The 23,168-nt window shown below is 52.1% G+C and carries 29 protein-coding genes; 20 read left to right on the top strand and 9 right to left on the bottom strand.

Features of this window, described 5'->3' with window-relative positions; all coding sequences use genetic code 11:
• Positions 1 to 2 precede the first annotated feature (2 nt).
• Positions 3 to 983, bottom strand: a complete 981-nt coding sequence (locus EHV07_RS22815; protein WP_147200363.1) for a polysaccharide deacetylase family protein — start codon at positions 981 to 983, stop codon at positions 3 to 5.
• Between the two features lie 325 nt (positions 984 to 1,308).
• Here EHV07_RS22815 and EHV07_RS22820 point away from each other — a divergent pair, with 325 nt between their 5' ends.
• The 8 genes from EHV07_RS22820 to coaD all read left to right on the top strand — a co-directional run bounded on the left by EHV07_RS22820 (position 1,309) and on the right by coaD (position 9,650).
• Positions 1,309 to 2,394, top strand: a complete 1,086-nt coding sequence (locus tag EHV07_RS22820) for a glycosyltransferase (protein WP_147200364.1) — start codon at positions 1,309 to 1,311, stop codon at positions 2,392 to 2,394.
• A 217-nt stretch (positions 2,395 to 2,611) separates the two neighbouring features.
• Positions 2,612 to 3,712: a glycosyltransferase family 9 protein gene (locus EHV07_RS22825; protein WP_147200365.1), complete on the top strand. Its 1,101-nt coding sequence runs from the start codon at positions 2,612 to 2,614 to the stop codon at positions 3,710 to 3,712.
• A gap of 53 nt (positions 3,713 to 3,765) precedes the next feature.
• On the top strand, positions 3,766 to 4,716 hold the full coding sequence (locus tag EHV07_RS22830) for a glycosyltransferase (protein ID WP_254446372.1): 951 nt from the start codon (positions 3,766 to 3,768) through the stop codon (positions 4,714 to 4,716).
• A 70-nt stretch (positions 4,717 to 4,786) separates the two neighbouring features.
• Entirely contained in the window at positions 4,787 to 5,875 is a 1,089-nt protein-coding gene (gene rfaQ / locus EHV07_RS22835) for a putative lipopolysaccharide heptosyltransferase III (RefSeq protein ID WP_147200367.1), read from the top strand.
• Entirely contained in the window at positions 5,868 to 7,001 is a 1,134-nt protein-coding gene (locus EHV07_RS22840) for a glycosyltransferase family 4 protein (RefSeq protein ID WP_147200368.1), read from the top strand. The genes rfaQ and EHV07_RS22840 overlap by 8 nt, the downstream gene beginning before the upstream one ends.
• A 103-nt stretch (positions 7,002 to 7,104) precedes the next feature.
• Positions 7,105 to 8,379, top strand: coding sequence for a lipid IV(A) 3-deoxy-D-manno-octulosonic acid transferase (gene waaA / locus EHV07_RS22845; RefSeq protein WP_147200369.1), 1,275 nt, complete (start codon positions 7,105 to 7,107; stop codon positions 8,377 to 8,379).
• The gene (locus tag EHV07_RS22850) at positions 8,380 to 9,162 is read left to right on the top strand and encodes a glycosyltransferase family 2 protein (RefSeq protein WP_147200370.1); all 783 of its coding nucleotides are present in this window, start codon (positions 8,380 to 8,382) and stop codon (positions 9,160 to 9,162) included.
• Entirely contained in the window at positions 9,159 to 9,650 is a 492-nt protein-coding gene (gene coaD / locus EHV07_RS22855) for a pantetheine-phosphate adenylyltransferase (protein WP_147200371.1), read from the top strand. Before EHV07_RS22850 ends, coaD begins: the two co-directional genes overlap by 4 nt.
• A gap of 10 nt (positions 9,651 to 9,660) precedes the next feature.
• Here coaD and mutM read toward each other — a convergent pair whose 3' ends face one another.
• The 4 genes from mutM to radC form a co-directional block, all read right to left on the bottom strand.
• Positions 9,661 to 10,470, bottom strand: a complete 810-nt coding sequence (gene mutM, locus EHV07_RS22860) for a bifunctional DNA-formamidopyrimidine glycosylase/DNA-(apurinic or apyrimidinic site) lyase (RefSeq protein WP_147200372.1) — start codon at positions 10,468 to 10,470, stop codon at positions 9,661 to 9,663.
• Between the two features lie 84 nt (positions 10,471 to 10,554).
• Positions 10,555 to 10,722, bottom strand: coding sequence for a 50S ribosomal protein L33 (gene rpmG, locus EHV07_RS22865; protein WP_001051798.1), 168 nt, complete (start codon positions 10,720 to 10,722; stop codon positions 10,555 to 10,557).
• A 16-nt stretch (positions 10,723 to 10,738) separates the two neighbouring features.
• A complete protein-coding gene (rpmB, locus tag EHV07_RS22870; protein ID WP_147200373.1) occupies positions 10,739 to 10,975 on the bottom strand; it encodes a 50S ribosomal protein L28 in 237 nt (78 codons plus the stop codon).
• 282 nt (positions 10,976 to 11,257) lie between these two features.
• On the bottom strand, positions 11,258 to 11,929 hold the full coding sequence (radC, locus tag EHV07_RS22875) for a DNA repair protein RadC (protein WP_147200374.1): 672 nt from the start codon (positions 11,927 to 11,929) through the stop codon (positions 11,258 to 11,260).
• Between the two features lie 189 nt (positions 11,930 to 12,118).
• Here radC and coaBC point away from each other — a divergent pair, with 189 nt between their 5' ends.
• From coaBC to slmA, 3 genes are all read left to right on the top strand, one after another.
• The gene (gene coaBC / locus EHV07_RS22880) at positions 12,119 to 13,333 is read left to right on the top strand and encodes a bifunctional phosphopantothenoylcysteine decarboxylase/phosphopantothenate--cysteine ligase CoaBC (protein ID WP_147200375.1); all 1,215 of its coding nucleotides are present in this window, start codon (positions 12,119 to 12,121) and stop codon (positions 13,331 to 13,333) included.
• The gene (dut, locus tag EHV07_RS22885; protein WP_168199660.1) at positions 13,311 to 13,769 is read left to right on the top strand and encodes a dUTP diphosphatase; all 459 of its coding nucleotides are present in this window, start codon (positions 13,311 to 13,313) and stop codon (positions 13,767 to 13,769) included. The genes coaBC and dut overlap by 23 nt, the downstream gene beginning before the upstream one ends.
• Before the next feature lie 119 nt (positions 13,770 to 13,888).
• A complete protein-coding gene (slmA, locus tag EHV07_RS22890; protein ID WP_147200376.1) occupies positions 13,889 to 14,485 on the top strand; it encodes a nucleoid occlusion factor SlmA in 597 nt (198 codons plus the stop codon).
• 42 nt (positions 14,486 to 14,527) lie between these two features.
• On the opposite strand, the gene pyrE is transcribed toward slmA, so the two are convergent.
• Positions 14,528 to 15,169 (bottom strand): orotate phosphoribosyltransferase, encoded by a 642-nt coding sequence (gene pyrE / locus EHV07_RS22895; RefSeq protein WP_147200377.1) that lies wholly within the window; start codon positions 15,167 to 15,169, stop codon positions 14,528 to 14,530.
• A gap of 47 nt (positions 15,170 to 15,216) precedes the next feature.
• Positions 15,217 to 15,933 (bottom strand): ribonuclease PH, encoded by a 717-nt coding sequence (rph, locus tag EHV07_RS22900; protein WP_147200378.1) that lies wholly within the window; start codon positions 15,931 to 15,933, stop codon positions 15,217 to 15,219.
• A gap of 198 nt (positions 15,934 to 16,131) precedes the next feature.
• Here rph and EHV07_RS22905 point away from each other — a divergent pair, with 198 nt between their 5' ends.
• Positions 16,132 to 17,316, top strand: a complete 1,185-nt coding sequence (locus EHV07_RS22905) for a NupC/NupG family nucleoside CNT transporter (protein ID WP_147200379.1) — start codon at positions 16,132 to 16,134, stop codon at positions 17,314 to 17,316.
• A 101-nt stretch (positions 17,317 to 17,417) separates the two neighbouring features.
• Here the strand turns inward: EHV07_RS22905 and EHV07_RS22910 are convergent, their stop codons facing one another.
• On the bottom strand, positions 17,418 to 17,834 hold the full coding sequence (locus EHV07_RS22910; protein WP_147200380.1) for a DUF3574 domain-containing protein: 417 nt from the start codon (positions 17,832 to 17,834) through the stop codon (positions 17,418 to 17,420).
• 177 nt (positions 17,835 to 18,011) lie between these two features.
• On the opposite strand from EHV07_RS22910, the gene EHV07_RS22915 reads away from it, so the two are divergent.
• The 4 genes from EHV07_RS22915 to EHV07_RS22930 all read left to right on the top strand — a co-directional run bounded on the left by EHV07_RS22915 (position 18,012) and on the right by EHV07_RS22930 (position 21,597).
• Entirely contained in the window at positions 18,012 to 18,875 is an 864-nt protein-coding gene (locus tag EHV07_RS22915) for a YicC/YloC family endoribonuclease (protein ID WP_147200381.1), read from the top strand.
• 169 nt (positions 18,876 to 19,044) lie between these two features.
• A complete protein-coding gene (locus tag EHV07_RS22920; protein ID WP_147200706.1) occupies positions 19,045 to 20,265 on the top strand; it encodes a site-specific integrase in 1,221 nt (406 codons plus the stop codon).
• Positions 20,265 to 20,975 carry a hypothetical protein gene (locus EHV07_RS22925; RefSeq protein ID WP_147200382.1) on the top strand — a complete coding sequence of 237 codons (711 nt, stop codon included), beginning with the start codon at positions 20,265 to 20,267 and terminating at the stop codon, positions 20,973 to 20,975. Before EHV07_RS22920 ends, EHV07_RS22925 begins: the two co-directional genes overlap by 1 nt.
• Positions 20,976 to 21,450: 475 nt before the next feature.
• Complete coding sequence (locus tag EHV07_RS22930; RefSeq protein ID WP_254446373.1) at positions 21,451 to 21,597, top strand: AlpA family transcriptional regulator; 147 nt, start codon at positions 21,451 to 21,453, stop codon at positions 21,595 to 21,597.
• A 31-nt stretch (positions 21,598 to 21,628) separates the two neighbouring features.
• On the opposite strand, the gene EHV07_RS22935 is transcribed toward EHV07_RS22930, so the two are convergent.
• A complete protein-coding gene (locus tag EHV07_RS22935; RefSeq protein ID WP_105630452.1) occupies positions 21,629 to 21,817 on the bottom strand; it encodes a toxin-antitoxin system HicB family antitoxin in 189 nt (62 codons plus the stop codon).
• Positions 21,818 to 21,953: 136 nt separating this feature from the next.
• Here EHV07_RS22935 and EHV07_RS22940 point away from each other — a divergent pair, with 136 nt between their 5' ends.
• Genes EHV07_RS22940 through EHV07_RS22955 form a run of 4 tightly spaced genes read left to right on the top strand, consistent with a single transcriptional unit; the run spans position 21,954 to position 23,163 of the window.
• Complete coding sequence (locus tag EHV07_RS22940; RefSeq protein ID WP_105630453.1) at positions 21,954 to 22,133, top strand: host cell division inhibitor Icd-like protein; 180 nt, start codon at positions 21,954 to 21,956, stop codon at positions 22,131 to 22,133.
• Entirely contained in the window at positions 22,126 to 22,482 is a 357-nt protein-coding gene (locus tag EHV07_RS22945) for a hypothetical protein (protein WP_254446283.1), read from the top strand. Before EHV07_RS22940 ends, EHV07_RS22945 begins: the two co-directional genes overlap by 8 nt.
• A 31-nt stretch (positions 22,483 to 22,513) precedes the next feature.
• Positions 22,514 to 22,792 (top strand): hypothetical protein, encoded by a 279-nt coding sequence (locus EHV07_RS22950; protein ID WP_147200385.1) that lies wholly within the window; start codon positions 22,514 to 22,516, stop codon positions 22,790 to 22,792.
• Positions 22,789 to 23,163, top strand: a complete 375-nt coding sequence (locus EHV07_RS22955) for a DUF5375 family protein (protein WP_147200386.1) — start codon at positions 22,789 to 22,791, stop codon at positions 23,161 to 23,163. The genes EHV07_RS22950 and EHV07_RS22955 overlap by 4 nt, the downstream gene beginning before the upstream one ends.
• Positions 23,164 to 23,168: the final 5 nt, after the last annotated feature.

Genomic DNA, 23,168 nt, shown 5'->3' on the forward strand with positions numbered 1-23,168 from the left:
GGTCAGCTTACCGATGCGGCACTGCTGTGATGTTTTTCAGCCGCATACTCCGCTAACGTCATGCCCTGCGTTCTGCCTTGCAGCCAGCTGAACAGCTGTTCCAAATCGCTGTAAAGGCGATCGATATCCGCTTCATTCTTGAACGTCGGACTACCGTCGGGCATAAACTCGCTGGAATGCAGCATGAATTCGACATAATCCGCCCCCCCGGCCAGGGTTTTTTCCGCCACGGCAATCATCTGCTCAACATTACCGCCAACAGGCCGCAGCCAGTGTACGGAAGGGCTACGCTGTTTCCCTCGCAGGCGATCGTAGCCCTGCTTAAGGCTGTTCATCAGGCCTGAATGCTTGTACTGGATGCTCATTGGTACTTCCAGCAGTGGCGATGAGCCTGGCCGCGCAATATTTTCCGCATCAAGGTAATAGGCTCCAGACGGGAAGTGAGTATAGTTCGTTCCGCCGTTCCCCTGAGGCGCGCCAGATGAAAACGCCCAGTTCACCTTAGGCGTGACGGAGCAATCCACCTGATAGCCAAACTCAATCAGTAGCTGAGCGTAATATTCGTTAAACGCCCAGCGACCAGCCCGGTGACTGAGCATTTTTACCCCAAACGTTTTTTCCAGCAGTTCAGTCATGAATATAACTTTTTTGCGAATCTCTTCACGTGGGTATTCGATCAGATATGGCTGATGCTGCCAGTCATTATCGGTGAGTTGATACGCGGGCGGGCTGTTCCAGGCATGCAGATGCATGCCAACTTCACCTTGCCCGCGAGCAATAACGTCGCTGGCGAAATCGATATAAACCGGATCAATTGCCATCTCATAGTTGGTCAGCCAGGTGGGTTTAAAGGCGTATTTTTCGCACAGTTGCTGGAAGCGAGAGAGATAAGCTGCGTTCTGAGTGGTTACAATGCCCGTGCGATTACGCCAGAGATTGTCACCTTCGGTATCTATGGTGATCAAAAATGCCGGTTTTTTCATGCCAGTTTCAGGCTCCGTATTATTCCTGTCGGTATGTTACGCAGCCGCTCCGACTGACGCAAAGAGATTTGCCGGTTAAGACGACACGTTACCGATTCGCTGTAGCGCTATCTTTTTTATTTTTCTAAGATACCCTCATTAGAGGAAGAGGGTAAATCCTTGTAGATTAGGCCGCGAAGCAAAACAGAACGAATTGGGTTCGGCAAAGGAACTGCCTGAAAAGATAAAAAAAGGTTTTCTACTTATGTGAATGCAAGCGAGGAACGGACTCTCGCCACATAATTGTTCTTTGCTTAAGGGTGAAAAATTGTCCAGGCGCATATTGATGATCATTGATGGTCTACCCGGTGGTGGCGCAGAAAAAGTCGTGCTGACGCTGTCGCGCGGGTTAATTGAGCGCGGCCACCGCGTATCGCTGTTTTCCCTTCGGGCCATATGTGATTACACGATCCCCGAAGGGATTGATTATCAGGTGATTCAAGACCAGTGCAAATCTCCCTGGAGAAAGCTAACCGAACTGCGGCGACGTGCCGCTCAACTTGATAAAGCCATAGTTAAAGCAGAGTCGCAGGATGATCCTTTTGATTTAATCGTTTCTCATCTGCATAAGACCGATCGCATTGTCAGCCGCTGCCGCTGTTTACAGCCGGATAAAACCTGGTTTTGTTTGCATGGCGTTTTTTCAGCCTCCTACCTTGCCCATCGCAAGGGTTTCTCTTTGTGGCAAAAAAAAGTCAAAACACACCGCGTTTATCAGAACCGAAACGTCCTGGGTGTGTCCCAGTACGTGGTTGATGATTTGAAACGGGCTTTTAATGTGCAGCCAAAGCAGGAGCGGATTGTTTTTAATCCCTTTGACTTTGACGCTATCCACCAGCAGTCACTCGAACCTTGCAAGATGGCAGGTGAGGATTACCTGATCCACGTTGGGCGCTTTCACAAAACCAAACGGCATGACCGTTTGTTACGTGCCTATGCAAAATCCGGGGTGAGTGCGCCGCTGGTACTTATTGGTCAGGGTAGCAGCGAAGCCACGGCGGCGGTCAGGCAGCTGGCCGTCGAGCTGGGAATTGAAGAACGGGTTATTTTTAAAGGATTTATCAGTAATCCTTATCCGTGGATACGCCATGCAAAGCTGCTGGTGGTGAGCTCTGACAGCGAAGGATTTGGTAACGTCATTGTTGAAGCATTGATTTGCCAGACGCCGGTAGTCAGCACAAGCTGCCCTGGCGGACCCGTTTCAATTCTAACGGGCGATCTGGCTCGGGGGCTGGCAGCGTTAAATGATGAGTCGCTCGCCGCAACGATACGGGAAATTTATCTGAACCCGCCTGATGTTTCACAACTTCAGCTGGAAGCCTATAGCGTAGAAACCATATGCCAAAAATATTTGGAACTCAGCGCGCATTAAGGCACTGCACAGGCATATCACTGCGTAAGTTCAGGATAAACTAGCGCCTTTCAAAAATTGCCCGATTCAGATTCAGGTAAGTGTGTTTTTACTATTTAAGGTTTCAGCCCATGATAACGCTCATAACCCAGAACGGATATCAAAGCACGGTGCAGCATCCAGCCTTGCCCGTAGTGCCAACTGGTATACCGACGTCTTTGCTCAGGGAGAAAAGAGCTTGAATTACGTGCTGTTATTTTTACTTCTGCTGCCTGTAAAACTGCTGCTGAAACTGGGTCATAAAAAGCCAAAACGCAATCTGGTTATTCAGACGGCTAAGATCGGTGATTTTATCAACATCACGCCGTTACTTAGTCATCTTGAGCGCAGCGACGCGCTCCTTAGTCGTACCGTTGCGCCGCTGGCGCAGCATGATGCGACTCTGGACGAAATTTTCTATGTAGAAGATTTCAAAACCAGCACGTTCAGCAAGCTGAAACTGGCGTTCAAACTGATGAACCGTTATGAAAACGTCTACCTTCTGCACCCCAATAATATCAACCTGTTTTATGCAGCCTGCTGCAATGCCGACAACAAACAGTTCCTGTCGATGTATCGCAGAAAATGGTATCAGGGCATTTTCTATCTCACCGCGAGCGGTACGGTAGAGCATGAAAAAACCTCACTGACGCTGGAAAACTATCTCAAGCTGGCAGATCGTTCCCTTACTAAAGAGAGCTACCCTAAACATGCCACGCTGCCACTGTTCAAGCCGGACGATACGCCGCCAGAGGTTTTCCGCACCGATAAAATTAAAATCGGCCTGAGCATCTCCGCTGGCAATCAGGCGAAAACCATCCCGCCGGAAATTTGGAAGAAGTTTTTCGATCGCCTGAGCACGCTGCCCTGTCTGTTTTATGTTTTTGGTGCGCCGAATGAACTTACCCGCCTGAATGAGCTCAATAAAGTCGTTGGTGAGCGTGATAATATCGTTAACCTGATTGGTAAAGTCTCGCTGGAAGGACTGCCTTATGCTCTCAGCCAGATGGATTTTTACGTGGCGTCCGACTCCGGCAATGTGTACATCGCGGATTCACAAAATGTGCCGGTGATCCTGATTTATGGCCCTTGTTGCGTGGAAGAACAGCGTCCTTTAGGCGATGTCTTGCTGATCGGCCCTAACCATATTGCACCCTCGTCTTTTGTGTTCCATGCCCTGTATAAATTCAACCATCCTGTTGAACAACTTTTTGAGCTTGATCAGCGTAAGCTGGATGATATTTACGATTTTATTTGCGCGCGTACGCCGCAGTTTGCTGAGAAGAAGACCCTATCCTGAGTATGAAGCCGCATGATAAAACCTCAGCGCCTCAGCTGAGCATCATTGTTCCAATGTATAACGCCGGGAAGAGTTTCAAGGCATTCATTGAGTCAGCACTGGCGCAAACGCTCCAGTCAATTGAGATTATTATCGTTAACGACGGTTCTACCGATGAATCGGCGCTGATGGCTCACCGCTATGCCGATCAATATGAGCACGTGCAGGTCATCGATCAGCAGAACGGCGGCGTATCCCGTGCACGTAACGCTGGCCTGGCGGTTGCGCGTGGCAAGTACGTGACCTTTCCGGATGCGGACGATACGCTTAACCCGGAGATGTACAGCACGCTTATCGCGATGGCGGAAAAAGACGATCTTGATGTCGCACAGTGTAATGCTGAGCGCGTTTTTTGGGGATCTGGCAAGGCCAAAACGCTTATTCCAACCGACCGCCTGCAGTCGACTTCAGTGCTTAGCGGTGCAGAGTGGCTGAGCAAAGCGCTGGCCACCAATCGCTATCTTCACGTGGTCTGGCTGGGCATTTATCGCCGATCGCTGATCGCCGAGCTGAACCTGCTGTTTGAACCTGGTCTGCATCATCAGGACATTCCCTGGACAACGGAACTGATGTTAAACGCCCAGCGTGTACGCTATACCGACGAGGTGATGTATTGCTATTACGTTCACGACCAGTCAATCAGTAATCAAAAGCGCACGGGCCAGGCAAACGTTGCCTATCAGCGCCACTACCTGAAAATAGCCCGCATGCTGGATGAAATTAACCAGCGTTATCGGCACAAAGTAAAAATCGGCTCCGCGCTGTATCGTCAGGTCACGAAAGAAGCGTTAACGGTCTGCCACTCCATTCGTCGTGAGCCGGATGAAGCAGCGCGACAGGCAATGATCGCCGATCTGATTGCCAGCAAAACGCCAGGCCGAATGTTGCGCAATGCTCGCGGCCTTCGTCAGTGGTACCAACTGCTGCTCTGGCTGAGCCGCATTTATCGCTGGCGTAAGCAGTAATGTTGCAGTGCTGCGGCTTTTCCCTGCCAGGGGTTTCCCTTACAATCGGTCCACTTCACTTTGAGATGCAATGAGTATGGCTACTCCTCAATCGATGATCTCGTTTACGCCGCTGAATATCTTGCTGATTAAGCTACGCCATCATGGTGACATGCTGCTTACCACCCCGGTCATTGAGGCGCTTCGCCAGCAGTATCCGCAGGCGAATATCGACGTGCTGCTCTATAAAGAGACGCGCCCGATGCTGCAAGCCCATCCGTCAATCCGTCACATTCATTTTATCGATCGTAACTGGAAAAAAGAGGGAAGCTGGCAGCACATTCGGCATGAGGTCGCGTTAGTGCGGGCCATTCGCCGGCAGCACTATGATTTGGTGATTAATCTTGCCGATCAGTGGCGTAGCGCAATCATTACCGGTCTCTCGGGTGCGAAAGTCCGTATCGGATTCGATTACCATAAACGGCGCAATAAGCTGTGGGAATATGCCCACACGCATCGGGTGTCGACAGAAAATCACGCCCAGCTGCATACCGTTGAGCAAAATCTTTCCGCGCTCCAGCCGCTAAATATCCCTTTTAGCGGATTTCCAGCGGCTATGCATTACAGCGCCGCCGACTGGGAACATACTCAGGCCGCACTGGCCCAGCGTCAGCCTTCGCCCAGACCCTATATTGTGATTCAACCGACCTCACGCTGGATATTTAAATGCTGGGAAGATGAGAAGGTTGCCGGGCTGATTACTGCGCTGGCATCGGATCAGAGGGATATCGTCCTGACTGCCGCACCCGACAAAAAAGAGCTGGCGATGATTGACCATATCCGCTCTCTTTGCCCGGAACAGCGGGTTATCTCGTTGGCGGGCAAGCTAACGCTGCCGCAGCTGGCTGCCCTGATCGATCACGCACGCTTGTTTATCGGCGTAGATTCAGCGCCAATGCATATGGCCGCCGCGCTGGATACTCACTGCATCGCCCTGTTCGGGCCAACGAAGCTGAAGCAGTGGCGTCCGTGGGGGGAGAATAACCAGGTGATTTGGGCTGGCGACTATGCTCCGCTTCCCGCACCGGACAGTATTGATACAAAAACTGAAACCCGTTATCTCTCGGCAATCCCGCTGGAAGAGGTGATCAAAGCCGCAAGGAAATCTCTGGATGAGTAAAGTTCGACTGGCAATAGTACGGCAGAAATATCGTCCAGATGGCGGCGCAGAGCGCTTTATTTCCCGTGCGCTGGAAGCGCTGGAAGATGGCAGTCTCGAACTGAATATTATCACGCGCAGCTGGCAGGGCGAACCTAAGCCAGACTGGCACCTGCATATCTGCAACCCGAAAAAGTGGGGCCGAATCTCACGCGAACGTGGCTTTGCACAAGCGGCCCGTGCCTGCTGGCAACGGGAGGAATTCGATATAGTGCAAAGCCATGAACGCATTGCAGGCTGTGATATTTTCCGTGCGGGCGACGGCGTGCATCGCGTATGGCTTGAGCAACGGGCACGTATCGTTTCGCCGCTGCAACGTATGCTGGCCGGCCTGAGCGCCTATCACCGCTATGTTATGGCGGCAGAAGAGGAGATGTTCCGTTCGCCGTCGCTCAAGAAAATTATCTGCAACTCTGTGATGGTCAAAAACGACATCATCCGCTGTTTTCAGGTGCCGGAAGAGAAATTTGCGGTCATCTATAACGCTATCGATTGCCAGCGGTTTGAGCCAGCCACACCTGCCGAGCGCCAGAAATCACGCGCGCAGCTGAACCTTCCTGCTGAGGCCAAGGTTTTTATCTATGTTGGCTCGGGCTTTGAGCGCAAAGGCTTGCACGCCAGTATTACCGCGCTGGCCGCGACCGATGCCCATCTAATCGTCGTTGGGCAGGATAAACAGCAGTCACGCTATGTCAGCCTGGCACGCAGCCTGGGCTGTGAAACGCGGGTTCATTTTGTGGGCGTACAGCATAACGTCATTCCTTATTATCATGCGGCTGACGGCCTGATGCTGCCGACGCTTTACGATCCTTTTCCTAATGTCATTCTGGAAGCGATGGCCTGCGGGTTGCCAGTCATTACCAGTTTTACCTGCGGTGGTGCCGAGTTTATCGTGGAAGGTGAACAGGGATTCGTTTGCGATGCGCTTGATGTCGCCGCCCTTACGGCAGCAGCACAAGCCATCCCGTTGAGAACTGTGGATGCGCGAATGGGCGATGCAGCGCGTCAACGCGTGCTACCCTGTTCGCCACAGCGGCTGGCAGACCAACTCCATGCGCTGTATCAACACGTGTTGCAGCAGCCCTGAGAAGAAGGTGTGAGCGGCAACGACTTATCTGCTAACATGCGGTAATATTTCTCTTTTCCAGCATTTTCTGGCGCGAGTTTCTCCGTACTTCGTAAACACTGTGATGACAACAATTTATACCGCCCTGCTGTACCTTATTCAGCCTCTCATCTGGCTTCGGCTCTGGCTGCGAGGCAGAAAAGCCCCTGCCTACCGTAAGCGGTGGGCGGAGCGCTACGGTTTTTGTAAAGGCAAAGTTAAGCCGGACGGTATTCTGCTGCATTCCGTTTCGGTAGGAGAAACGCTGGCGGCCGTGCCGTTGGTGCGGGCGCTACGTCATCGCTATCCCTCGATGCCCATCACCGTAACCACGATGACGCCGACAGGATCTGAACGGGCCGCCTCAGCTTTCGGCAAAGACGTTGACCACGTTTATCTGCCTTACGATTTACCAGGCTCCATGAATCGCTTTCTCAACAACGTGAATCCGCGGCTGGTTATCATCATGGAAACCGAGCTGTGGCCGAATATGATCGCCCAGCTGCACGCTCGCAACATCCCTCTGGTCATTGCCAATGCCCGTCTGTCGGAACGATCCGCGAAAGGTTACGGCAAGCTCGGCAAATTTATGCGCCGCCTGCTGCAACAAATTACGCTGATCGCAGCGCAAAATGCCGAAGATGGTGAACGTTTTATCACGCTTGGCCTGAAGCGATCTCAACTGACCGTGACCGGCAGCCTGAAATTTGATATTTCGGTAACGCCTGAGCTGGCCGCTCGCGCCATTACGCTGCGCCGCCAGTGGGCGCCACGCCGCCAGGTCTGGATTGCAACCAGTACTCATGAAGGTGAAGAGAGCGTGATTCTGGAAGCGCACCGTAAGCTGCTGGAACGTTTCCCGACGCTGCTGCTCATTCTGGTGCCGCGTCACCCGGAACGCTTTGCTACCGCCCGTGAAATGACGCAGAAAGCCGGCTTCAGCTACACCCTGCGCAGCAGCGGTGAAATCCCGTCAGGCGACACGCAGGTGGTGATTGGCGATACCATGGGCGAACTGATGCTGCTTTACGGCATTGCCGATTTGGCCTTCGTGGGTGGCAGCCTGGTTGAACGAGGCGGACATAACCCTCTGGAGGCGGCAGCACATGCCATTCCGGTCTTAATGGGGCCGCATATCTTCAACTTTAAAGATATCTGCGCCAAATTACAGCAGGCCGATGGCCTGATTACCGTCACCGATGCCGCTTCGCTGGATAAAGAGATTGGTACGCTGCTGACGGATGAAGACTACCGGCTCTACTACGGCCGCCATGCCGTTGAAGTGCTTCATCAGAATCAGGGCGCGTTGCAGCGTCTGCTACAGTTACTCGAACCTTATCTGCCACAGCGGAATCACTAAATGTCTTTAAGGCCTCTTTCCGTCGTACTCATTGCTAAAAACGCAGCTGAACTACTGCCGGAATGCCTGGAGTCTGTCAGTTGGGCGGATGAGATCGTCCTGCTGGACTCCGGGAGCAGCGACGGAACACCGCAAATAGCCGCCCGACACGGCGCGAAAGTTTTTCATTCCACCGAATGGCACGGCTACGGCAAACAGCGACAGCTGGCCCAACGCTATGCCACGCACCCGATGATATTGATGATCGATACCGACGAGCGGGTGACGCCACATCTGAAGCAGGCTATCGAGCATGTTTTGCAGCAGCCCGCCTCAAACACGGTCTACAGCATCGGGCGCCGTAATCTGTTTCTTGGGCGTTTTATGCGGCACAGCGGCTGGTATCCGGATCGCGTTGTCCGTCTGTACCCTGCCGACTTCAGCTATAACGATCATCAGGTTCATGAATCACTTGAAACCCAGAACGCACCCGTTGTGGCGCTAAAGGGCGACCTCCTTCATCTGACCTGCCGTGATTTTTCCGCTTTTCAGTGGAAGCAGTTCGCCTATGCGGAAGCCTGGGCAAAGCAGCGCTATCACCAGGGCAAACGTTGCAGCATTCTGTCAGTGTTTACCCACACGCTTGGCGCCTTCTGTAAAACGTTGATACTGCGTGCCGGTTTTCTGGATGGAAAGCAGGGCTGGCTACTGGCCGTGGTCAACGCGCAGTATACTTTTAATAAGTACACGGCGCTTTGGGCGCTAAATCACTCTTCTCACGCTTCCAGCAAGGGCGGCTTATGAGCACGAAAGCGATCTATCCCGGCACCTTCGACCCGATGACCAATGGTCATCTTGATATCGTTACCCGCGCTGCGCTGATGTTCGACCACATCGTGTTAGCTATCGCTGCCAGTCCGAGCAAGAAGCCGCTTTTTTCACTGGAAGAGCGCGTGGCGCTGGCACAGCAGGTGGTGGCACATTTGCCGAATGTAGAAGTGGTGGGCTTCAGTGATTTGATGGCGAATTTTGCCCGCGATCAGCAGGCAAACGTGCTGGTGCGTGGCCTGCGAGCAGTTTCTGATTTTGAATATGAGATGCAGCTGGCGCAGATGAACCGCCATCTGCTCTCAAGCCTCGAAAGCGTTTTTATGATGCCCTCTGAAGAGTATTCCTTCATCTCTTCAACGCTGGTCAAGGAAGTCGCGCGCCATAACGGCGACGTCAGCGCCTTCCTGCCTGAGCCGGTCTATACGGCGCTTTTGACAAAGCTGGCGCTGCCGAACGGATAGTCGCTCAGCCTTACTTCTGACAGACCGGGCAAAAGAAAGTGCTACGCTGAGCGTGTTTGGCGCTCATGATTGGCGTGGCGCAAACGCGGCAAGGTTCGCCAGCACGACCATAAACCTGGAGTTCCTGCGCAAAGTAGCCTGGCTTGCCGTCCGATTGTAAAAAATCCCGCAGCGTTGTGCCGCCCTGCTCAATCGACCGCAAAAGCACAGCTTTGATGGTAGCAACCAGCAGCTCCGCCTCTTCCTTTGTCAGCGCCATTGCCGGTCGATCGGGATGGATCCCGGCCGCAAACAGCGACTCGCTGGCGTAAATATTCCCCACGCCTACCACCAGCTTGTTGTCCATCAGCCACGGCTTAACGGGCGTACGCTTGCTGCGCGATTTTTCAAACAGATAATCGGCGCTGAACGCTTCGCTCAGCGGCTCCGGGCCGAGATGAGCCAGAACGTTACTGGCAGCCAGATCGGTGCTCCACAGCCACGCTCCGAAGCGTCGCGGGTCGGTATAGCGCAGAACTTTGCCGTTGCTCATCACCAGATCGACGTGGTCATGCTTAGCGGGGGGTAAATCTTCCGGTAACACTCTCAGGCTGCCGGACATGCCAAGGTGGATAATTATCCAGCCGGCAGGCAGCTCCAGCAGCAGATATTTCGCCCGACGCTGTACGCTGAGTACGGGCTGATCGCTGAGGCTGTGAATTTCATGAGAGACCGGCCAGCGCAGGCGGCCATTGCGAACAATCGCATGCAGAATAGTGGCGCCAACAAGATGCGGCTCAATACCGCGTCGACTGGTTTCAACCTCTGGTAGTTCCGGCATTGATGACCTCCTGCTGATAAACTTTTCGTTTCCCACAAAAGAAAAAACCCCGCCGAAGCGAGGTTTTTCATCCACTAAATTCAATTACTTGATTTTAGCTTCTTTATAGATCACGTGCTGGCGGACAACAGGATCGAATTTCTTCAGTTCCAGTTTTTCCGGCTTAGTACGCTTGTTCTTCGTGGTGGTATAGAAGTGACCTGTACCAGCAGAAGAAACCAGCTTGATCTTCTCACGAATACCTTTAGCCATGTTTCAGTTCCTTACCTTAGTACTTCTCACCGCGGGTACGCAGATCGGACAGAACCGTCTCAATACCCTTTTTATCAATTACGCGCATGCCTTTGGCAGATACGCGCAGTGTAACGAAGCGCTTTTCGCTCTCAACCCAGAAACGGTGAGAGTGCAGGTTCGGCAGGAAACGGCGTTTCGTCGCGTTCATTGCGTGGGAACGGTTGTTACCCGTCACCGGGCGCTTTCCAGTTACCTGGCAGACTCGTGACATGTCAATTCTCCAAAAATCAAATAAGCTCGAGCTTTAAAAATAAGGTCTTGGCCGCCTCGTCAGGCTCTTAGCCCATCCAGGCGAGTTCTATGTGAACCCGCTGAGCAGGCCCAAATGCCAAACCCGAGATTCTCAAAGGTGGCGTAGTATACGCCCTGCAAGGCCGGTGCTCAAGTCCCGAACAGATAAAGATCCCTGTGGATCGTGCAAAATTGCTCCATTTGAACCGAAATCTGACGCCGACAAGGGGTGAAAAAGCGCAATTTGCTTCCTGGCCGCCCGCTAAATCCAGCCCAGTTCCGCAAAGGACGTATATTCTCCCCGCCCTACCACTATATGGTCAAGTACGCGAATGCTTAACAGCTGGCAGGCTTCGATAACGTGTTGAGTTACATCGCGATCGGCCACGCTGGGCGCGGATAACCCTGAGGGATGATTATGTGCAAGCACCAGAGCCGCAGCGTTATGTTTCAGCGCTTCACGCACGATTTCGCGTGGGTGAACTTCTACGCTGGCGATGGTGCCGGAAAACATTTCGCTGCAATGAATCACCTGGTGCTGATTATTGAAAAAGATCACCATAAAAATCTCGCGCTCGCGGTGTGCAAGCTTGCTGGACAGGAAATTCACCATATCAACCGGGCTTTGCATCACCTGTTTTTCAATCTTCTCATTGCAGGTAAAGAAGCGCCGTCCCAGCTCCGCAATCGCATTCAGCTGCGCATATTTAGCGATTCCCACGCCCTTAATCTGTTTGAACGCCTGCTCTCCGGCGCTCATCAAGCGGTAAAGCGAACCAAATTCATCAAGCAGCTGCTGCGCCAGCGTCATTACATGCACCCCGTTCGCGCCGGTTCGCAGAAAAATCGCCAGTAATTCTGTATCCGTCAGCGCCCCCGCCCCGCTTTGCATAAGTTTTTCACGCGGTGGCTGTGTTACCCATTGCTTTTCCATTTGCATCCCTCCTTCCTCAATCGACAAAAGCATGGCATTATATACAGTAGTTTTCCATGCATTTTTCGCGACTCTTCGTGAAGCGTCACAAAGGCATTACCGTGCCTGAAGGCGAAGACAGAGAGTGTGATAAAATGGCAGGATTCCGACGCACACGTCGCGTCAATCTGACTCAATGGGCGGATCAACATGGCAGGATTAACCGGTAAACACATTGTTCTGGGCGTCAGTGGCGGTATTGCCGCTTATAAAGCGCCTGAACTGGTCAGGCGCCTTCGCGATCGTGGCGCGGAAGTGCGGGTCGTTATGACCGACGCGGCAAAAGCGTTTATTACTCCGCTCAGCCTGCAGGCGGTTTCTGGCTATCCGGTCTCTGACGATCTGCTTGACCCCGCAGCCGAGGCGGCAATGGGCCACATCGAGCTGGGAAAATGGGCCGATTTAGTGATTCTGGCACCGGCGACGGCCGATCTTATCGCCCGCGTAACCGCAGGGATGGCAAACGATCTGGTCACCACGATTTGCCTTGCTACAGCCGCCCCGATCGCGGTGGTGCCCGCCATGAACCAGCAAATGTATCGGGCGCTGCCGACGCAGCATAATCTTCAGATGCTGGCTTCACGCGGCGTGATGATTTGGGGACCTGACAGCGGAAGTCAGGCCTGTGGCGACATTGGCCCTGGCAGAATGTTAGATCCACTGGCAATTGTAGATGAAGCCGTAAACTGGGCGCTGCCGGCTAAAGATTTACAGCACCTTAAAATCATGATTACCGCTGGCCCAACGCGCGAAGCGCTCGATCCGGTAAGGTTCATTAGCAATCACAGCTCGGGTAAGATGGGCTTCGCCATCGCGGCGGCAGCAGCTAAACGTGGTGCTGATGTGACGCTCGTTGCTGGCCCTGTTGCCTTAGAAACGCCACCAGGTGTTAAGCGAATCGATGTGCTGACCGCTTTAGAAATGGAACGGTCAGTTATGGCAGAGGCGGCTAATCAGCATATTTTCATTGCTACCGCAGCCGTTGCAGATTACCGCGCGGCCGAAGTCGCGGCGGAAAAAATCAAGAAACAAGGGGATGTCATCACCCTGAGCATGGTGAAAAATCCTGACATTGTCGCTGGCGTAGGGGCGATGCAGCAAAGCCGGCCTTTTGTGGTGGGATTTGCAGCAGAAACCCAGAATGTGGAAGAATACGCCCGACAAAAAAGGGTACGGAAAAATCTTGATCTAATCTGTGCCAACGATGTATCTAAGGCCGGGCAAGGCTTTAACAGCGACAACAATGCCCTGCATCTTTTTTGGCAGGAAGGAGAGAAAGTCTTACCGCTCAGCGATAAGCAACTCCTTGGCCAACATTTACTAGACGAGATAGTCAGCCGTTATGATGAAAAAAATCGACGTTAAGATTTTAGACCCGCGCGTGGGTACGACTTTTCCACTACCCGCTTATGCCACCTCTGGTTCGGCGGGTCTTGACCTGCGTGCATGTCTGGATGAAGCCATCCAGCTCGCGCCTGGTGCCACTACGCTGGTGCCGACCGGACTGGCTATTCACATCGGCGATCCGCAGCTGGCGGCGGTCATCCTGCCTCGCTCGGGCTTAGGTCATAAACATGGCGTGGTGCTGGGTAATCTGGTTGGCCTGATTGATTCAGACTATCAGGGGCAGCTGATGGTTTCCGTCTGGAACCGCAGCCAGGACGCGTTCAGCATTGAACCCGGCGAGCGCATTGCCCAGATGGTATTTGTGCCGGTTGTGCAGGCTGAATTCAATCTGGTAAACGATTTTGATACCAGCGATCGCGGTGAAGGTGGATTCGGCCATTCTGGTCGCCAATAGCCACCAGCCCGGCACGCCGAAGCAGTTAATTAATCCTTAATTCCGCCGTGAGCCTGCGCTCACGGACGTTGCGTGGGCGCTTGCCCGTACACGGTGATATTTCAGGGGTCTTTCAGGACATGGCAGAAAAAAAGAGTGCGAAACGGAATCGTCGCGAAGAAATACTGCAGGCGCTGGCGCAAATGCTGGAATCGAGTGACGGCAGCCAGCGGATTACAACCGCTAAGCTTGCGGCGAATGTTGGCGTTTCTGAAGCTGCGCTTTACCGGCATTTTCCCAGCAAGACTCGAATGTTCGACAGCCTGATCGAGTTTATTGAAGACAGCCTGATTACGCGCATCAATCTGATTTTGAAAGACGAAAAAGAGACGCAGCCGCGTCTGCGTTTGATTATTCAATTGTTGCTGGGCTTTGGTGAGCGTAATCCGGGTTTAACGCGTATTCTGACCGGCCACGCGCTGATGTTTGAACAGGATCGTTTGCAGGGACGGATCAATCAGCTGTTTGAACGCATAGAAGTCCAGCTACGCCAGGTGCTACGTGAGCAAAAGATGCGTGATGGCGAAGGTTTTAAAACGGATGAGGCGCTGCTGGCCAGTCAGCTTCTGGCTTTTTGTGAGGGCTTGCTGTCGCGCTTTGTCCGCTCAGGATTCCGCTACCGCCCTACGGTAGAATTCGAGACGCGCTGGCCATTAATGGCATCCCAGCTGGTGTAGCCGGGAAAGCAAGCGGGCCACAACGGTTGGCCCGCATCGGATTCAGATACCGTACTCTTTGCGATAGGCACGAACCGCGGCAAGGTGGTCAGCCAGTTCGGGCTTTTCTTCGAGATAAGTAATGAGCTCATTCAGCGTAATGATTGCGATCACTTTACAGCCGTAATCACGCTCCACTTCCTGAATTGCTGACTCCTTCCCACGTCCGCGTTCCTGCCGATCGAGGGAGATAAGCACGCCTGCCAGCGTAGCCTGATTCGCCGCGATGATTTCCATCGATTCACGAATAGCCGTCCCGGCAGTAATCACATCATCTACCAGCATAATGCGTCCCTGAAGCGGACTGCCGACCAGCGTACCGCCTTCGCCGTGGTCTTTTGCCTCTTTGCGATTAAAGCAGTAAGGCACATCGCGGTCATGATGATCGGCCAGCGCGACGGCAGTGGTAGTCGCAATTGGAATGCCTTTGTAGGCCGGGCCAAAAACCAGATCGAAATCGATGCCGGAATCAACCAGCGCCTGAGCATAAAAACGGCCCAGAAGCGCCAGATCGCGGCCAGTATTAAACAGGCCGGCATTAAAGAAATAAGGGCTTTTACGCCCTGATTTCAGCGTAAACTCACCAAACTTCAGCACCTGCTTGTTGATGGCGAACTCGATAAATTGGCGCTGCCAGGCTTTCATGTCTCAATCCTCAATCAGTTATAAAAAAGGCGGCTCGCCTGGAAAAATCAGTCTTGTAGCGCTGCTTTCTGTGCCTGAATCAGGGTATCGATGCCGCCTCTTGCCAGGGACAACAGCGTCAGTAGCTCATCATGAGTGAAGGGCTCACCTTCTGCCGTGCCCTGCACTTCAATCATGCGGCCATCTTCGGTCATCACCACATTCATATCGGTCTCTGCGGCAGAATCTTCGACATATTCTAAATCGCAAAGCGCTTCGCCTTTCACGATCCCAACGGAAACAGCCGCAACCATGCCTTTCATCGGATTCGCTTTCAGCTTACCGATAGAGACCAGGTGGTTAAGCGCATCGGCCAGCGCCACGCAGGCACCGGTGATAGAAGCGGTACGGGTACCGCCATCCGCCTGAAGTACATCGCAATCCAGCGTAATAGTGAACTCACCTAACGCCTTTAAATCCAGTGCAGCACGCAAAGAGCGAGCAATCAGGCGCTGGATTTCCAGTGTACGACCGCCTTGTTTACCTTTAGCGGCTTCACGCGCGTTACGGCTGTGGGTGGCACGCGGCAACATACCGTATTCAGCCGTTACCCAGCCCTGTCCCTGACCTTTCAGGAAACGAGGCACACCTTCTTCAATGGTGGCAGTACACAGAACTTTAGTTTCACCGAATTCAACCAGAACTGAACCTTCTGCGTGTTTGGTGTAATGGCGGGTCAGTGTGACGGGACGCACCTGTTGTGCGCTACGGCCTGCTGGACGCATGGTTTCTCTCCGGCTTACGAATCATGTTTGGCTGCGCATTATACGGATTTCACTGCCGAATGCCTATGACAGCCGCCGCTTCTTATGCACGCCGGTACTTAACCCGGAACAAAATAACAAGATATCGCAAGGTTGAATGAAACAGGACAGAAAATATGGCTAAATGCAGCCTTCTTCCTTCTGTTGGACAGTGCTGATATGCCTGAGATACTTCATTTTATTCTGGCCGTTGCGGCTATTTTTTTGCTGGCGCTGCTGTTTAGTCATGACCGCAAAAAAATCCGCCCGCGCGTAATTTTTCAACTGCTTGTTATCGAAGGGGCACTGGCCTGGTTCTTTTTGCATGCTGCCAGCGGCCTCACGCTGGTTGCGGCAGTGTCCGACTTTTTCACCACCCTGCTAAAATTTGCCGCCAACGGTTCTGATTTTGTTTTTGGCGGGATGAGCAGTCAGGGGCTGGCGTTTATTTTCCTTGGCGTGCTGTGCCCAATTATTTTTATCTCTGCGCTTATTGGCATTTTGCAGCATCTCCGCATTTTACCCGTGCTGATCCGGGTAGTGGGTACCGTGCTCTCTAAAGTGAATGGCATGGGCAAGCTGGAGTCTTTTAATGCTGTGAGTACGCTGATCTTAGGGCAGTCAGAAAACTTCATTGCCTATAAAGGCATTCTGGCTGATATCTCTCCGCGCCGACTTTATTCGATGGCTGCCGCCGCGATGTCGACCGTTTCTCTCTCCATCGTGGGCGCTTATATGTCGATGATCGAGCCGCGTTATGTTGTTGCCGCGCTGGTGCTCAATATGTTCAGCACGTTTATTGTTCTGTCGATTATCAATCCGATTCCGCCAGGCGATGAGCCGGAAATCGTTCTTGAAAAGCTGCACGAAGATCAGAGCTTTTTTGAAATGCTGGGTGAATACATACTTGCCGGTTTTAAGGTAGCCATGATCATCCTGGCGATGCTGATTGGTTTTATTGCCTTAATTTCTGCCGTAAACGCGCTGTTTTCGACGATTTTTGGCATCAGTTTTCAACAGGTGCTGGGCTATGTCTTCTGGCCATTCGCCTGGCTGATTGGCATTCCAGCGGCCGATGCCTTACAGGCAGCAAGCATCATGGCGACTAAGCTGGTCGCTAATGAGTTTGTGGCAATGATTGAGCTGAAAAAAGTGGCCGCAGGACTTTCCCCGCGCGGTTTGGGGATACTGTCCGTCTTTTTAGTTTCTTTTGCCAATTTCGCTTCAATCGGCATTGTAGCGGGGGCGATCAAAGGCCTGAACGAGCAACAGGGCAACGTTGTGTCACGTTATGGACTGAAACTTGTCTATGGCTCCACGCTGGTCAGCCTGCTTTCCGCCGCTTTTGCCGGGTTAGTGCTCTAACTCGCAGAAGGGATATGCTACCGGAACAGGCAGAGGCGATCGTGCCTGTTCCGGCTGGAGTTCCACATCGGGCGCGAGCGGTTCTTAGCGCTGTTTAAGCATCAAAATGCTACGCAGACTGGCTCATCCACCCGCATAACTGACTCCTGCTGGAACTGTTGTTTATAACCGGTCCGTAATGCCTCAATATCCTTTTCGTTTTGCAGCGTATCCGGATGAATAAGCAGCAACGCCTTACTCTGTTCGCGCGCCACTTTGCCATCCTCACCCAGCCACTGACCATTTGCAGCAAAAACCGTTAAGCCGGCTTTAAAACGCGGCGTCACTTGCTTATCCACAAAAGATTGCCACTCGGTCGAGGAAATATCAGCGCCATGCGGCCTGCTCAGGCCAAAGTACAGTGTCGTCTGTGTCATCACATCGCCTGTTTTACAGTGAGTGGGCGTCAGATGCGCAGGTGTGTTACAACCAGCCAGCGTAAAAGCACAGAGAGCAATCATTAGAGACGTGGTTTTCATTAGCTTCCTTTCGATCCAGTTATTAAATGCTACGCATTTTGCAGGCTAAAGCTTAATCCCCTGCTGATAAAAATTCACAGGTAACGGCTGATTTACAGCACTTTGAGCGAATGCCTGTTAAGCCAACGCCCGCGCCGCTATAATCCCCTCATCTTACTTCTAAAACGAGTACGCAAAATGATCCGCAGCATGACCGCCTACGCACGGCGTGAAACGAAAGGCGAATGGGGCAGCGCAGCCTGGGAGCTTCGTTCCGTCAACCAGCGTTACTTAGAAACCTATATCCGTCTTCCCGAGCAGTTTCGTGGCCTTGAGCCGGTAATCCGTGAACGTATTCGTAACCGCCTGACGCGCGGAAAAATCGAATGTAACCTTCGCTTTGAGGCTGACCCGAGCGCGCAGAGTTCGCTGGTGCTGAACGAGAAGCTGGCTATCCAGCTGGTTGAAGCAGCGAAATGGGTAAAAATGCAGAGTGATGAAGGGGAAATCAACCCGGTCGATATTCTGCGTTGGCCCGGCGTTATGTCGGCAGAAGAACAGGATCTGGATGCTATTTCTGCCGAGCTGCTAAAAGCGCTGGACGTGGCTCTGGATGACTTTATCACCTCGCGTGAAACCGAAGGCGCAGCGTTAAAATCACTGATTGAGCAGCGCCTGGAAGGCGTCAGCACCGAAGTCACCAAAGTGCGCGCGCAAATGCCCGACGTGCTGAAATGGCAACGCGAGCGCCTGGTTACCAAGCTGGAAGAAGCTCAGGTGCAGCTGGACGGTAATCGCGTGGAGCAGGAACTGATCATGATGGCTCAGCGTGTTGATGTGGCGGAAGAGTTAGATCGCCTCGAGGCACACGTTAAGGAAACCTATAACATCCTGAAGAAGAAAGAGGCCGTTGGCCGTCGCCTCGACTTCATGATGCAGGAGTTTAACCGTGAGTCGAATACGCTGGCGTCGAAGTCGATTAATGCTGAAGTCACTACCTCAGCTATTGAGCTGAAAGTATTGATTGAGCAGATGCGCGAACAGATCCAGAATATTGAGTAAAATCTCATCAGATTTCATATGATGTCATAATGCCAATAAAACCCGTAGCTTACGGGTTTTATTGTCTCATGAAGAATCATCCCTTCTCGCCAAATCTCCCGATTTTGCTGTACCATACGATGTACCAATTACATTTTTTACCGTTATCGTTTTGGTACAAGCAGGAAGAATGGGAAAGCTATCAGACATACAGATAAAAGCCTGGCTAAGGTCGCAGGAACGCTTTGAGGGACGCTCTGACGGAAACGGATTGTATCTGTGCTACCGAAAAGAGTTCTCAATCCCAAAATGGCGTTTTCGCTACAGCTATGGAGGCAAGGCGCGTGCAATGTGGATCGGTTCGTATGGTGATCTAACCCTTGCAAAAGCGCGTGAAAGAGCCAGAGAGTTATCGGCACGAGTCGCTTTAGGCTATGACGTCGCCGGAGAGAAGCAGGAGCGTAAGGCCTCTACCCTTGCCAAAATCGAGAAAGAGAAGAATGCTCGTCGAGTTGCTGACCTGGCGCTTGAGTACTACGAAAAGCAAATTGTGGGGCGCTGGAAACACCCTGATATTCTTCGCAGGCGTATTGAAAAAGATATCAATCCTCACATAGGTAACATAAAGGTAGAAGACGTTAAGCCCGGGGATATTGATAGGATGTTGCAGAGCATCGTCCAACGGGGCGCGCCCACTATCGCTAATGACGTGTTACGTTGGATAAAACGCATATTTAATTACGGTATAAAGCGTCAGTATTTGAGTGTTAATCCAGCGGCAGCGTTTGATAACAATGATGCAGGTGGTCAGGAAAAATCCAGAGATCGTTTTCTGTCAGAAGAAGAGCTTGTATTACTTTTCCGCGCGATGAAAATGGCTAAAGGATTTAGCCGACAGAATGAGATAACTTTTAAGTTACTTTTACTTCTTTGCTGTAGAAAAATGGAGCTGTGTTCAGCTAAATGGGAAGACTTCAATCTTGAAGAAGGCGTGTGGTTTTTAAAAAACACTAAGAACGGCGATAATCTCGATATCCCTCTTCCTGAATTATCTCTGATTTGGCTGAATGAGCTAAAGCAGCTCTCCTTAGGCAGCGAATGGGTTCTCCCGGCAAGAAAGATGCAGAACAGGATGATACCTCATATTGCAGAAAGCACCCTTCCTGTGGCACTGGCGAAGCTTAAGCCGCATATGGAAGGTGTAGAAGGCTTTACTATCCACGATTTCAGGCGAACCGCCAGAACGCATCTGGCCTTTTTAGGTATCGATCCTGTGGTGGCAGAGCGTTGTCTTAACCACCGCATCAAAGGTGTTGAAGGCATCTACAACCGACATAATTATTTTAATGAAAGGAAATTAGCGCTAAATAAAATGGCTGATTTTCTGGCTGGAATAGAGGCGGCAGTATAATGCATTTTAGTTTTTCAAAGGGTAGCGCTATTGACAGGCTGACCTATTACCCCCAGATTGAAATAAAGGAGCTGGCAAGGGCTTTAGCTAATGTTGATCCGTATACGAAAACTGAAGACTTGCCAGAAGATAAGATAGGTATAGTCAGTGCATACTCTGATTATCTTATCCGGGTTAACAGAAGCATTTATGCTTTCTTGAAATCAAATGAGAAGAAAAAAGAGCTGGATTTATTTTATCCAAAGCCTATTGCAACTAATAGCCCTATAGAAGCAAATATAATTTTTGCATCCTGCATTAATCTTATAGAAGAAGATATAACACCAAAAATTTTATCTGAACGATGTATTTTCTCTTTATGCCGCATGTATAAAAAGTATGGAGAAAAGCTCATTTTGCAGTGTGGAGATGACAAGGCTCTTTCGATCGCTAAAGAAAATTTCCAGGATAAGCGCGGCGAGCATAAGAAAAATGAGGAAAATGCATCTCTACATAAAATCATAGGGCTGCTCGCGATCAATCTGGCTATGGAGAAGTCGACTAGCGGGTCGACGAAATGGATTAACAAAGCCGGTTCTCCCAGCATTGAACCTCTGCACAAGCTGTTAAACGACTATGCGGAATCAAATGGCATAAGCAAAAAGGGGATGGGTAAATCTTCTTTCTACGACAAGTTGCGAACGTCGCTTACCTCACTCTATGACGAATAAACATTTACCGCGCCCGGTGTGAGGATGTCAGGGCGCCATGCTTACAGTCAGAATGTGCGTCAATGTGCCAAACCATACCTACAAAGTACCTTTAACGATGCTTCTGATATCGGTATTGGTCGGTGTGAGGTCGGTATTGGCCGGTATTGGCCAATTTTGTTGAACCTGTGAGTATATAAATGGATATATAGGGCAATAACAGGCAGAGAGATTCCCTTTAAAATAAAAACCTTATAATTCAGAAGATTAAAAAATCCCTCCTACGCTACCTATCATTGGCATCTTGCTGGAATCCTATTTTATATATGGAATTCCTCGTTTCTTGATGGAATTCCATTTTCAGTGGAATAGATCACCTCGTCTCCGTTAGTCTCACCCCACACCATTTGTAATCAACGAGATAGGAGATCATTCTTTGAATCAAACACCCTACGGAATCATCCCCGAAACCGGGTTTGTCAGGCAAAAACAGTTAATGCACTGCCTACCATTTTCGTCAGCAACACTGTGGAGGCGGGTCGCGTCTGGATCATTTCCAAAGCCGATAAAAATTTCCGCCCGTATCACTGCCTGGCGTGCCGAGGAGGTAAAAGAATGGATAGGTCAGCAGTGTGCTCATTGATAGATATGCGGCGACGCATCACCGCGAAACATCATCCTTTAGGTTCAATGCCACGACGTTTAAGTTCTTGTCTTGCAACCTCTTTGAACCAGTTGCCGAGAGTGGTTTGGTCTTTGGCCGCTTCGAGATCGAGTTGTTCTCTTAGCTCAGGATTAATACGGATCTGGAAGGTCGGCGATTTGCCGCCGGTTTTGGGAGTGCGATCTTTAGCTCTTGACATTGTACGTACCTTTTACTTTAATAAGTACCATAAGGTACGTACCTTATACAACAAAGCTTATGAAAACAAGCGGCTCTGTAAGGTACTCGCAATACCTCACAAAGCCTGACCACAAATGAACTTGGGAGTCACATATATGGCTACATCAAAGTGTACCTGGATCTTTGCCGCAATCAACCGTGCGCAGCGCTCCTGCCGTCCGGTGATGCTGCGGGTAACCGCAAACGACGAGCGCAGCGCCCGCCGTCGTCTGGCCGCCGATTATGTGCTGTTTTTTGCCGGTCGTCTGCCGTGCCGGGGAGGTCGTCATGCGTAATTATCCGCAACCCGGCGAGCGCTGGCAGCATAAGCAGGGCTGGACGGTCTGTATTATCCGCCTGACCGCCGCGCCCTTTGCCGTGGCGACCGCCAACCCGGCGTTCAGCCATGAGGTGCTGTATCGCCACGACAGCGACGGCCAGCTGACGTCCGGCCCGCTGGCATGGTTTGAGGCGTGCTATCAGCGTATCTCGGCGGCACCGCGCAGGCTGACCGACGCTACCGGCGGGAAAGGCGGCTCCAGCCCCCTGTCTCTGCATCCGTCCGTGACGCTTGTTCGCCAGCGTACCGCCGACGTCAGCTCACGCCCGACACCGGGCGCAGACCACTATTCGCGCTTTCTGTAAGCCGTAACCGCCTTCAGTAACGGAGTTATCCATGAACACATCAAACGGGCAGCATGCTGCTCAGGGCCGCCCCTTGCCGTTAAACCGCCGTTTCTACGCCTACGGCCTGCCGGAAGACGCATTCGAGAAGCTGGAGCGGGCCAAAGACGCCTGCGACCTGCTGCAACAGCTGTTTGCGCAGCACCCGCAGAACGACGGTCTGCCGTTCGGCGGCAACGTACCGGGCGTGGCCGCGCTGATGGACTACCTGTACGCCGACCTGAAAGAGGTGGCGCGCCACTGTGCCCCGCTGACGGAGGCAAAGGTATGAACCATCACGTATCGGTTTTCCCGGCGGAGCTGACCACCGCCCTGTACCGTCGCGCCATCGCTTCCGCCTGGCGGGCAAAGATGCTGGCCGACACCGGCAGCGAAATTCTGGGGCCGCACAAGCTGTCGGTGGAGCGCATCGAAATGGCCGTCGCCCTGCACATTGAAAGCGTGATGGTGAACGAATATGGCGAGGCGCAGGGTGCCGCCGCCGCGCTGGCGCTCATGAGCGATATGGTGAGGCCGGAGCTGCTGACCGCGCCACCGGTACTCACGGAGCGCGGCGTGCAGGTGATGACGGAGCTGTATCAGGTATTACCGGCGGCCTTCGATGATTTCTGCGATACCGGCATTTCGCTGTACGACCGGTAAGGGGG

Origin of the sequence: Pantoea sp. CCBC3-3-1 (assembly GCF_007981265.1) — a bacterium.
Lineage (GTDB): Bacteria > Pseudomonadota > Gammaproteobacteria > Enterobacterales > Enterobacteriaceae > Erwinia.

What these genes read in the sequence shown, in the direction of transcription:
- EHV07_RS22815 (WP_147200363.1), bottom strand. Translation starts at nt 983, where the DNA reads ATGAAAAAACCGGCATTTTTGATCACCATAGATACCGAAGGTGACAAT.
- EHV07_RS22820 (WP_147200364.1), top strand. Translation starts at nt 1,309, where the DNA reads ATGATCATTGATGGTCTACCCGGTGGTGGCGCAGAAAAAGTCGTGCTG.
- EHV07_RS22830 (WP_254446372.1), top strand. Translation starts at nt 3,766, where the DNA reads ATGTATAACGCCGGGAAGAGTTTCAAGGCATTCATTGAGTCAGCACTG.
- rfaQ (WP_147200367.1), top strand. Translation starts at nt 4,787, where the DNA reads ATGAGTATGGCTACTCCTCAATCGATGATCTCGTTTACGCCGCTGAAT.
- EHV07_RS22840 (WP_147200368.1), top strand. Translation starts at nt 5,868, where the DNA reads ATGAGTAAAGTTCGACTGGCAATAGTACGGCAGAAATATCGTCCAGAT.
- waaA (WP_147200369.1), top strand. Translation starts at nt 7,105, where the DNA reads ATGACAACAATTTATACCGCCCTGCTGTACCTTATTCAGCCTCTCATC.
- EHV07_RS22850 (WP_147200370.1), top strand. Translation starts at nt 8,380, where the DNA reads ATGTCTTTAAGGCCTCTTTCCGTCGTACTCATTGCTAAAAACGCAGCT.
- coaD (WP_147200371.1), top strand. Translation starts at nt 9,159, where the DNA reads ATGAGCACGAAAGCGATCTATCCCGGCACCTTCGACCCGATGACCAAT.
- mutM (WP_147200372.1), bottom strand. Translation starts at nt 10,470, where the DNA reads ATGCCGGAACTACCAGAGGTTGAAACCAGTCGACGCGGTATTGAGCCG.
- rpmG (WP_001051798.1), bottom strand. Translation starts at nt 10,722, where the DNA reads ATGGCTAAAGGTATTCGTGAGAAGATCAAGCTGGTTTCTTCTGCTGGT.
- rpmB (WP_147200373.1), bottom strand. Translation starts at nt 10,975, where the DNA reads ATGTCACGAGTCTGCCAGGTAACTGGAAAGCGCCCGGTGACGGGTAAC.
- radC (WP_147200374.1), bottom strand. Translation starts at nt 11,929, where the DNA reads ATGGAAAAGCAATGGGTAACACAGCCACCGCGTGAAAAACTTATGCAA.
- coaBC (WP_147200375.1), top strand. Translation starts at nt 12,119, where the DNA reads ATGGCAGGATTAACCGGTAAACACATTGTTCTGGGCGTCAGTGGCGGT.
- dut (WP_168199660.1), top strand. Translation starts at nt 13,311, where the DNA reads ATGATGAAAAAAATCGACGTTAAGATTTTAGACCCGCGCGTGGGTACG.
- slmA (WP_147200376.1), top strand. Translation starts at nt 13,889, where the DNA reads ATGGCAGAAAAAAAGAGTGCGAAACGGAATCGTCGCGAAGAAATACTG.
- pyrE (WP_147200377.1), bottom strand. Translation starts at nt 15,169, where the DNA reads ATGAAAGCCTGGCAGCGCCAATTTATCGAGTTCGCCATCAACAAGCAG.
- rph (WP_147200378.1), bottom strand. Translation starts at nt 15,933, where the DNA reads ATGCGTCCAGCAGGCCGTAGCGCACAACAGGTGCGTCCCGTCACACTG.
- EHV07_RS22905 (WP_147200379.1), top strand. Translation starts at nt 16,132, where the DNA reads ATGCCTGAGATACTTCATTTTATTCTGGCCGTTGCGGCTATTTTTTTG.
- EHV07_RS22910 (WP_147200380.1), bottom strand. Translation starts at nt 17,834, where the DNA reads ATGAAAACCACGTCTCTAATGATTGCTCTCTGTGCTTTTACGCTGGCT.
- EHV07_RS22915 (WP_147200381.1), top strand. Translation starts at nt 18,012, where the DNA reads ATGATCCGCAGCATGACCGCCTACGCACGGCGTGAAACGAAAGGCGAA.
- EHV07_RS22920 (WP_147200706.1), top strand. Translation starts at nt 19,045, where the DNA reads ATGGGAAAGCTATCAGACATACAGATAAAAGCCTGGCTAAGGTCGCAG.
- EHV07_RS22925 (WP_147200382.1), top strand. Translation starts at nt 20,265, where the DNA reads ATGCATTTTAGTTTTTCAAAGGGTAGCGCTATTGACAGGCTGACCTAT.
- EHV07_RS22930 (WP_254446373.1), top strand. Translation starts at nt 21,451, where the DNA reads ATGCACTGCCTACCATTTTCGTCAGCAACACTGTGGAGGCGGGTCGCG.
- EHV07_RS22935 (WP_105630452.1), bottom strand. Translation starts at nt 21,817, where the DNA reads ATGTCAAGAGCTAAAGATCGCACTCCCAAAACCGGCGGCAAATCGCCG.
- EHV07_RS22940 (WP_105630453.1), top strand. Translation starts at nt 21,954, where the DNA reads ATGGCTACATCAAAGTGTACCTGGATCTTTGCCGCAATCAACCGTGCG.
- EHV07_RS22945 (WP_254446283.1), top strand. Translation starts at nt 22,126, where the DNA reads ATGCGTAATTATCCGCAACCCGGCGAGCGCTGGCAGCATAAGCAGGGC.
- EHV07_RS22950 (WP_147200385.1), top strand. Translation starts at nt 22,514, where the DNA reads ATGAACACATCAAACGGGCAGCATGCTGCTCAGGGCCGCCCCTTGCCG.
- EHV07_RS22955 (WP_147200386.1), top strand. Translation starts at nt 22,789, where the DNA reads ATGAACCATCACGTATCGGTTTTCCCGGCGGAGCTGACCACCGCCCTG.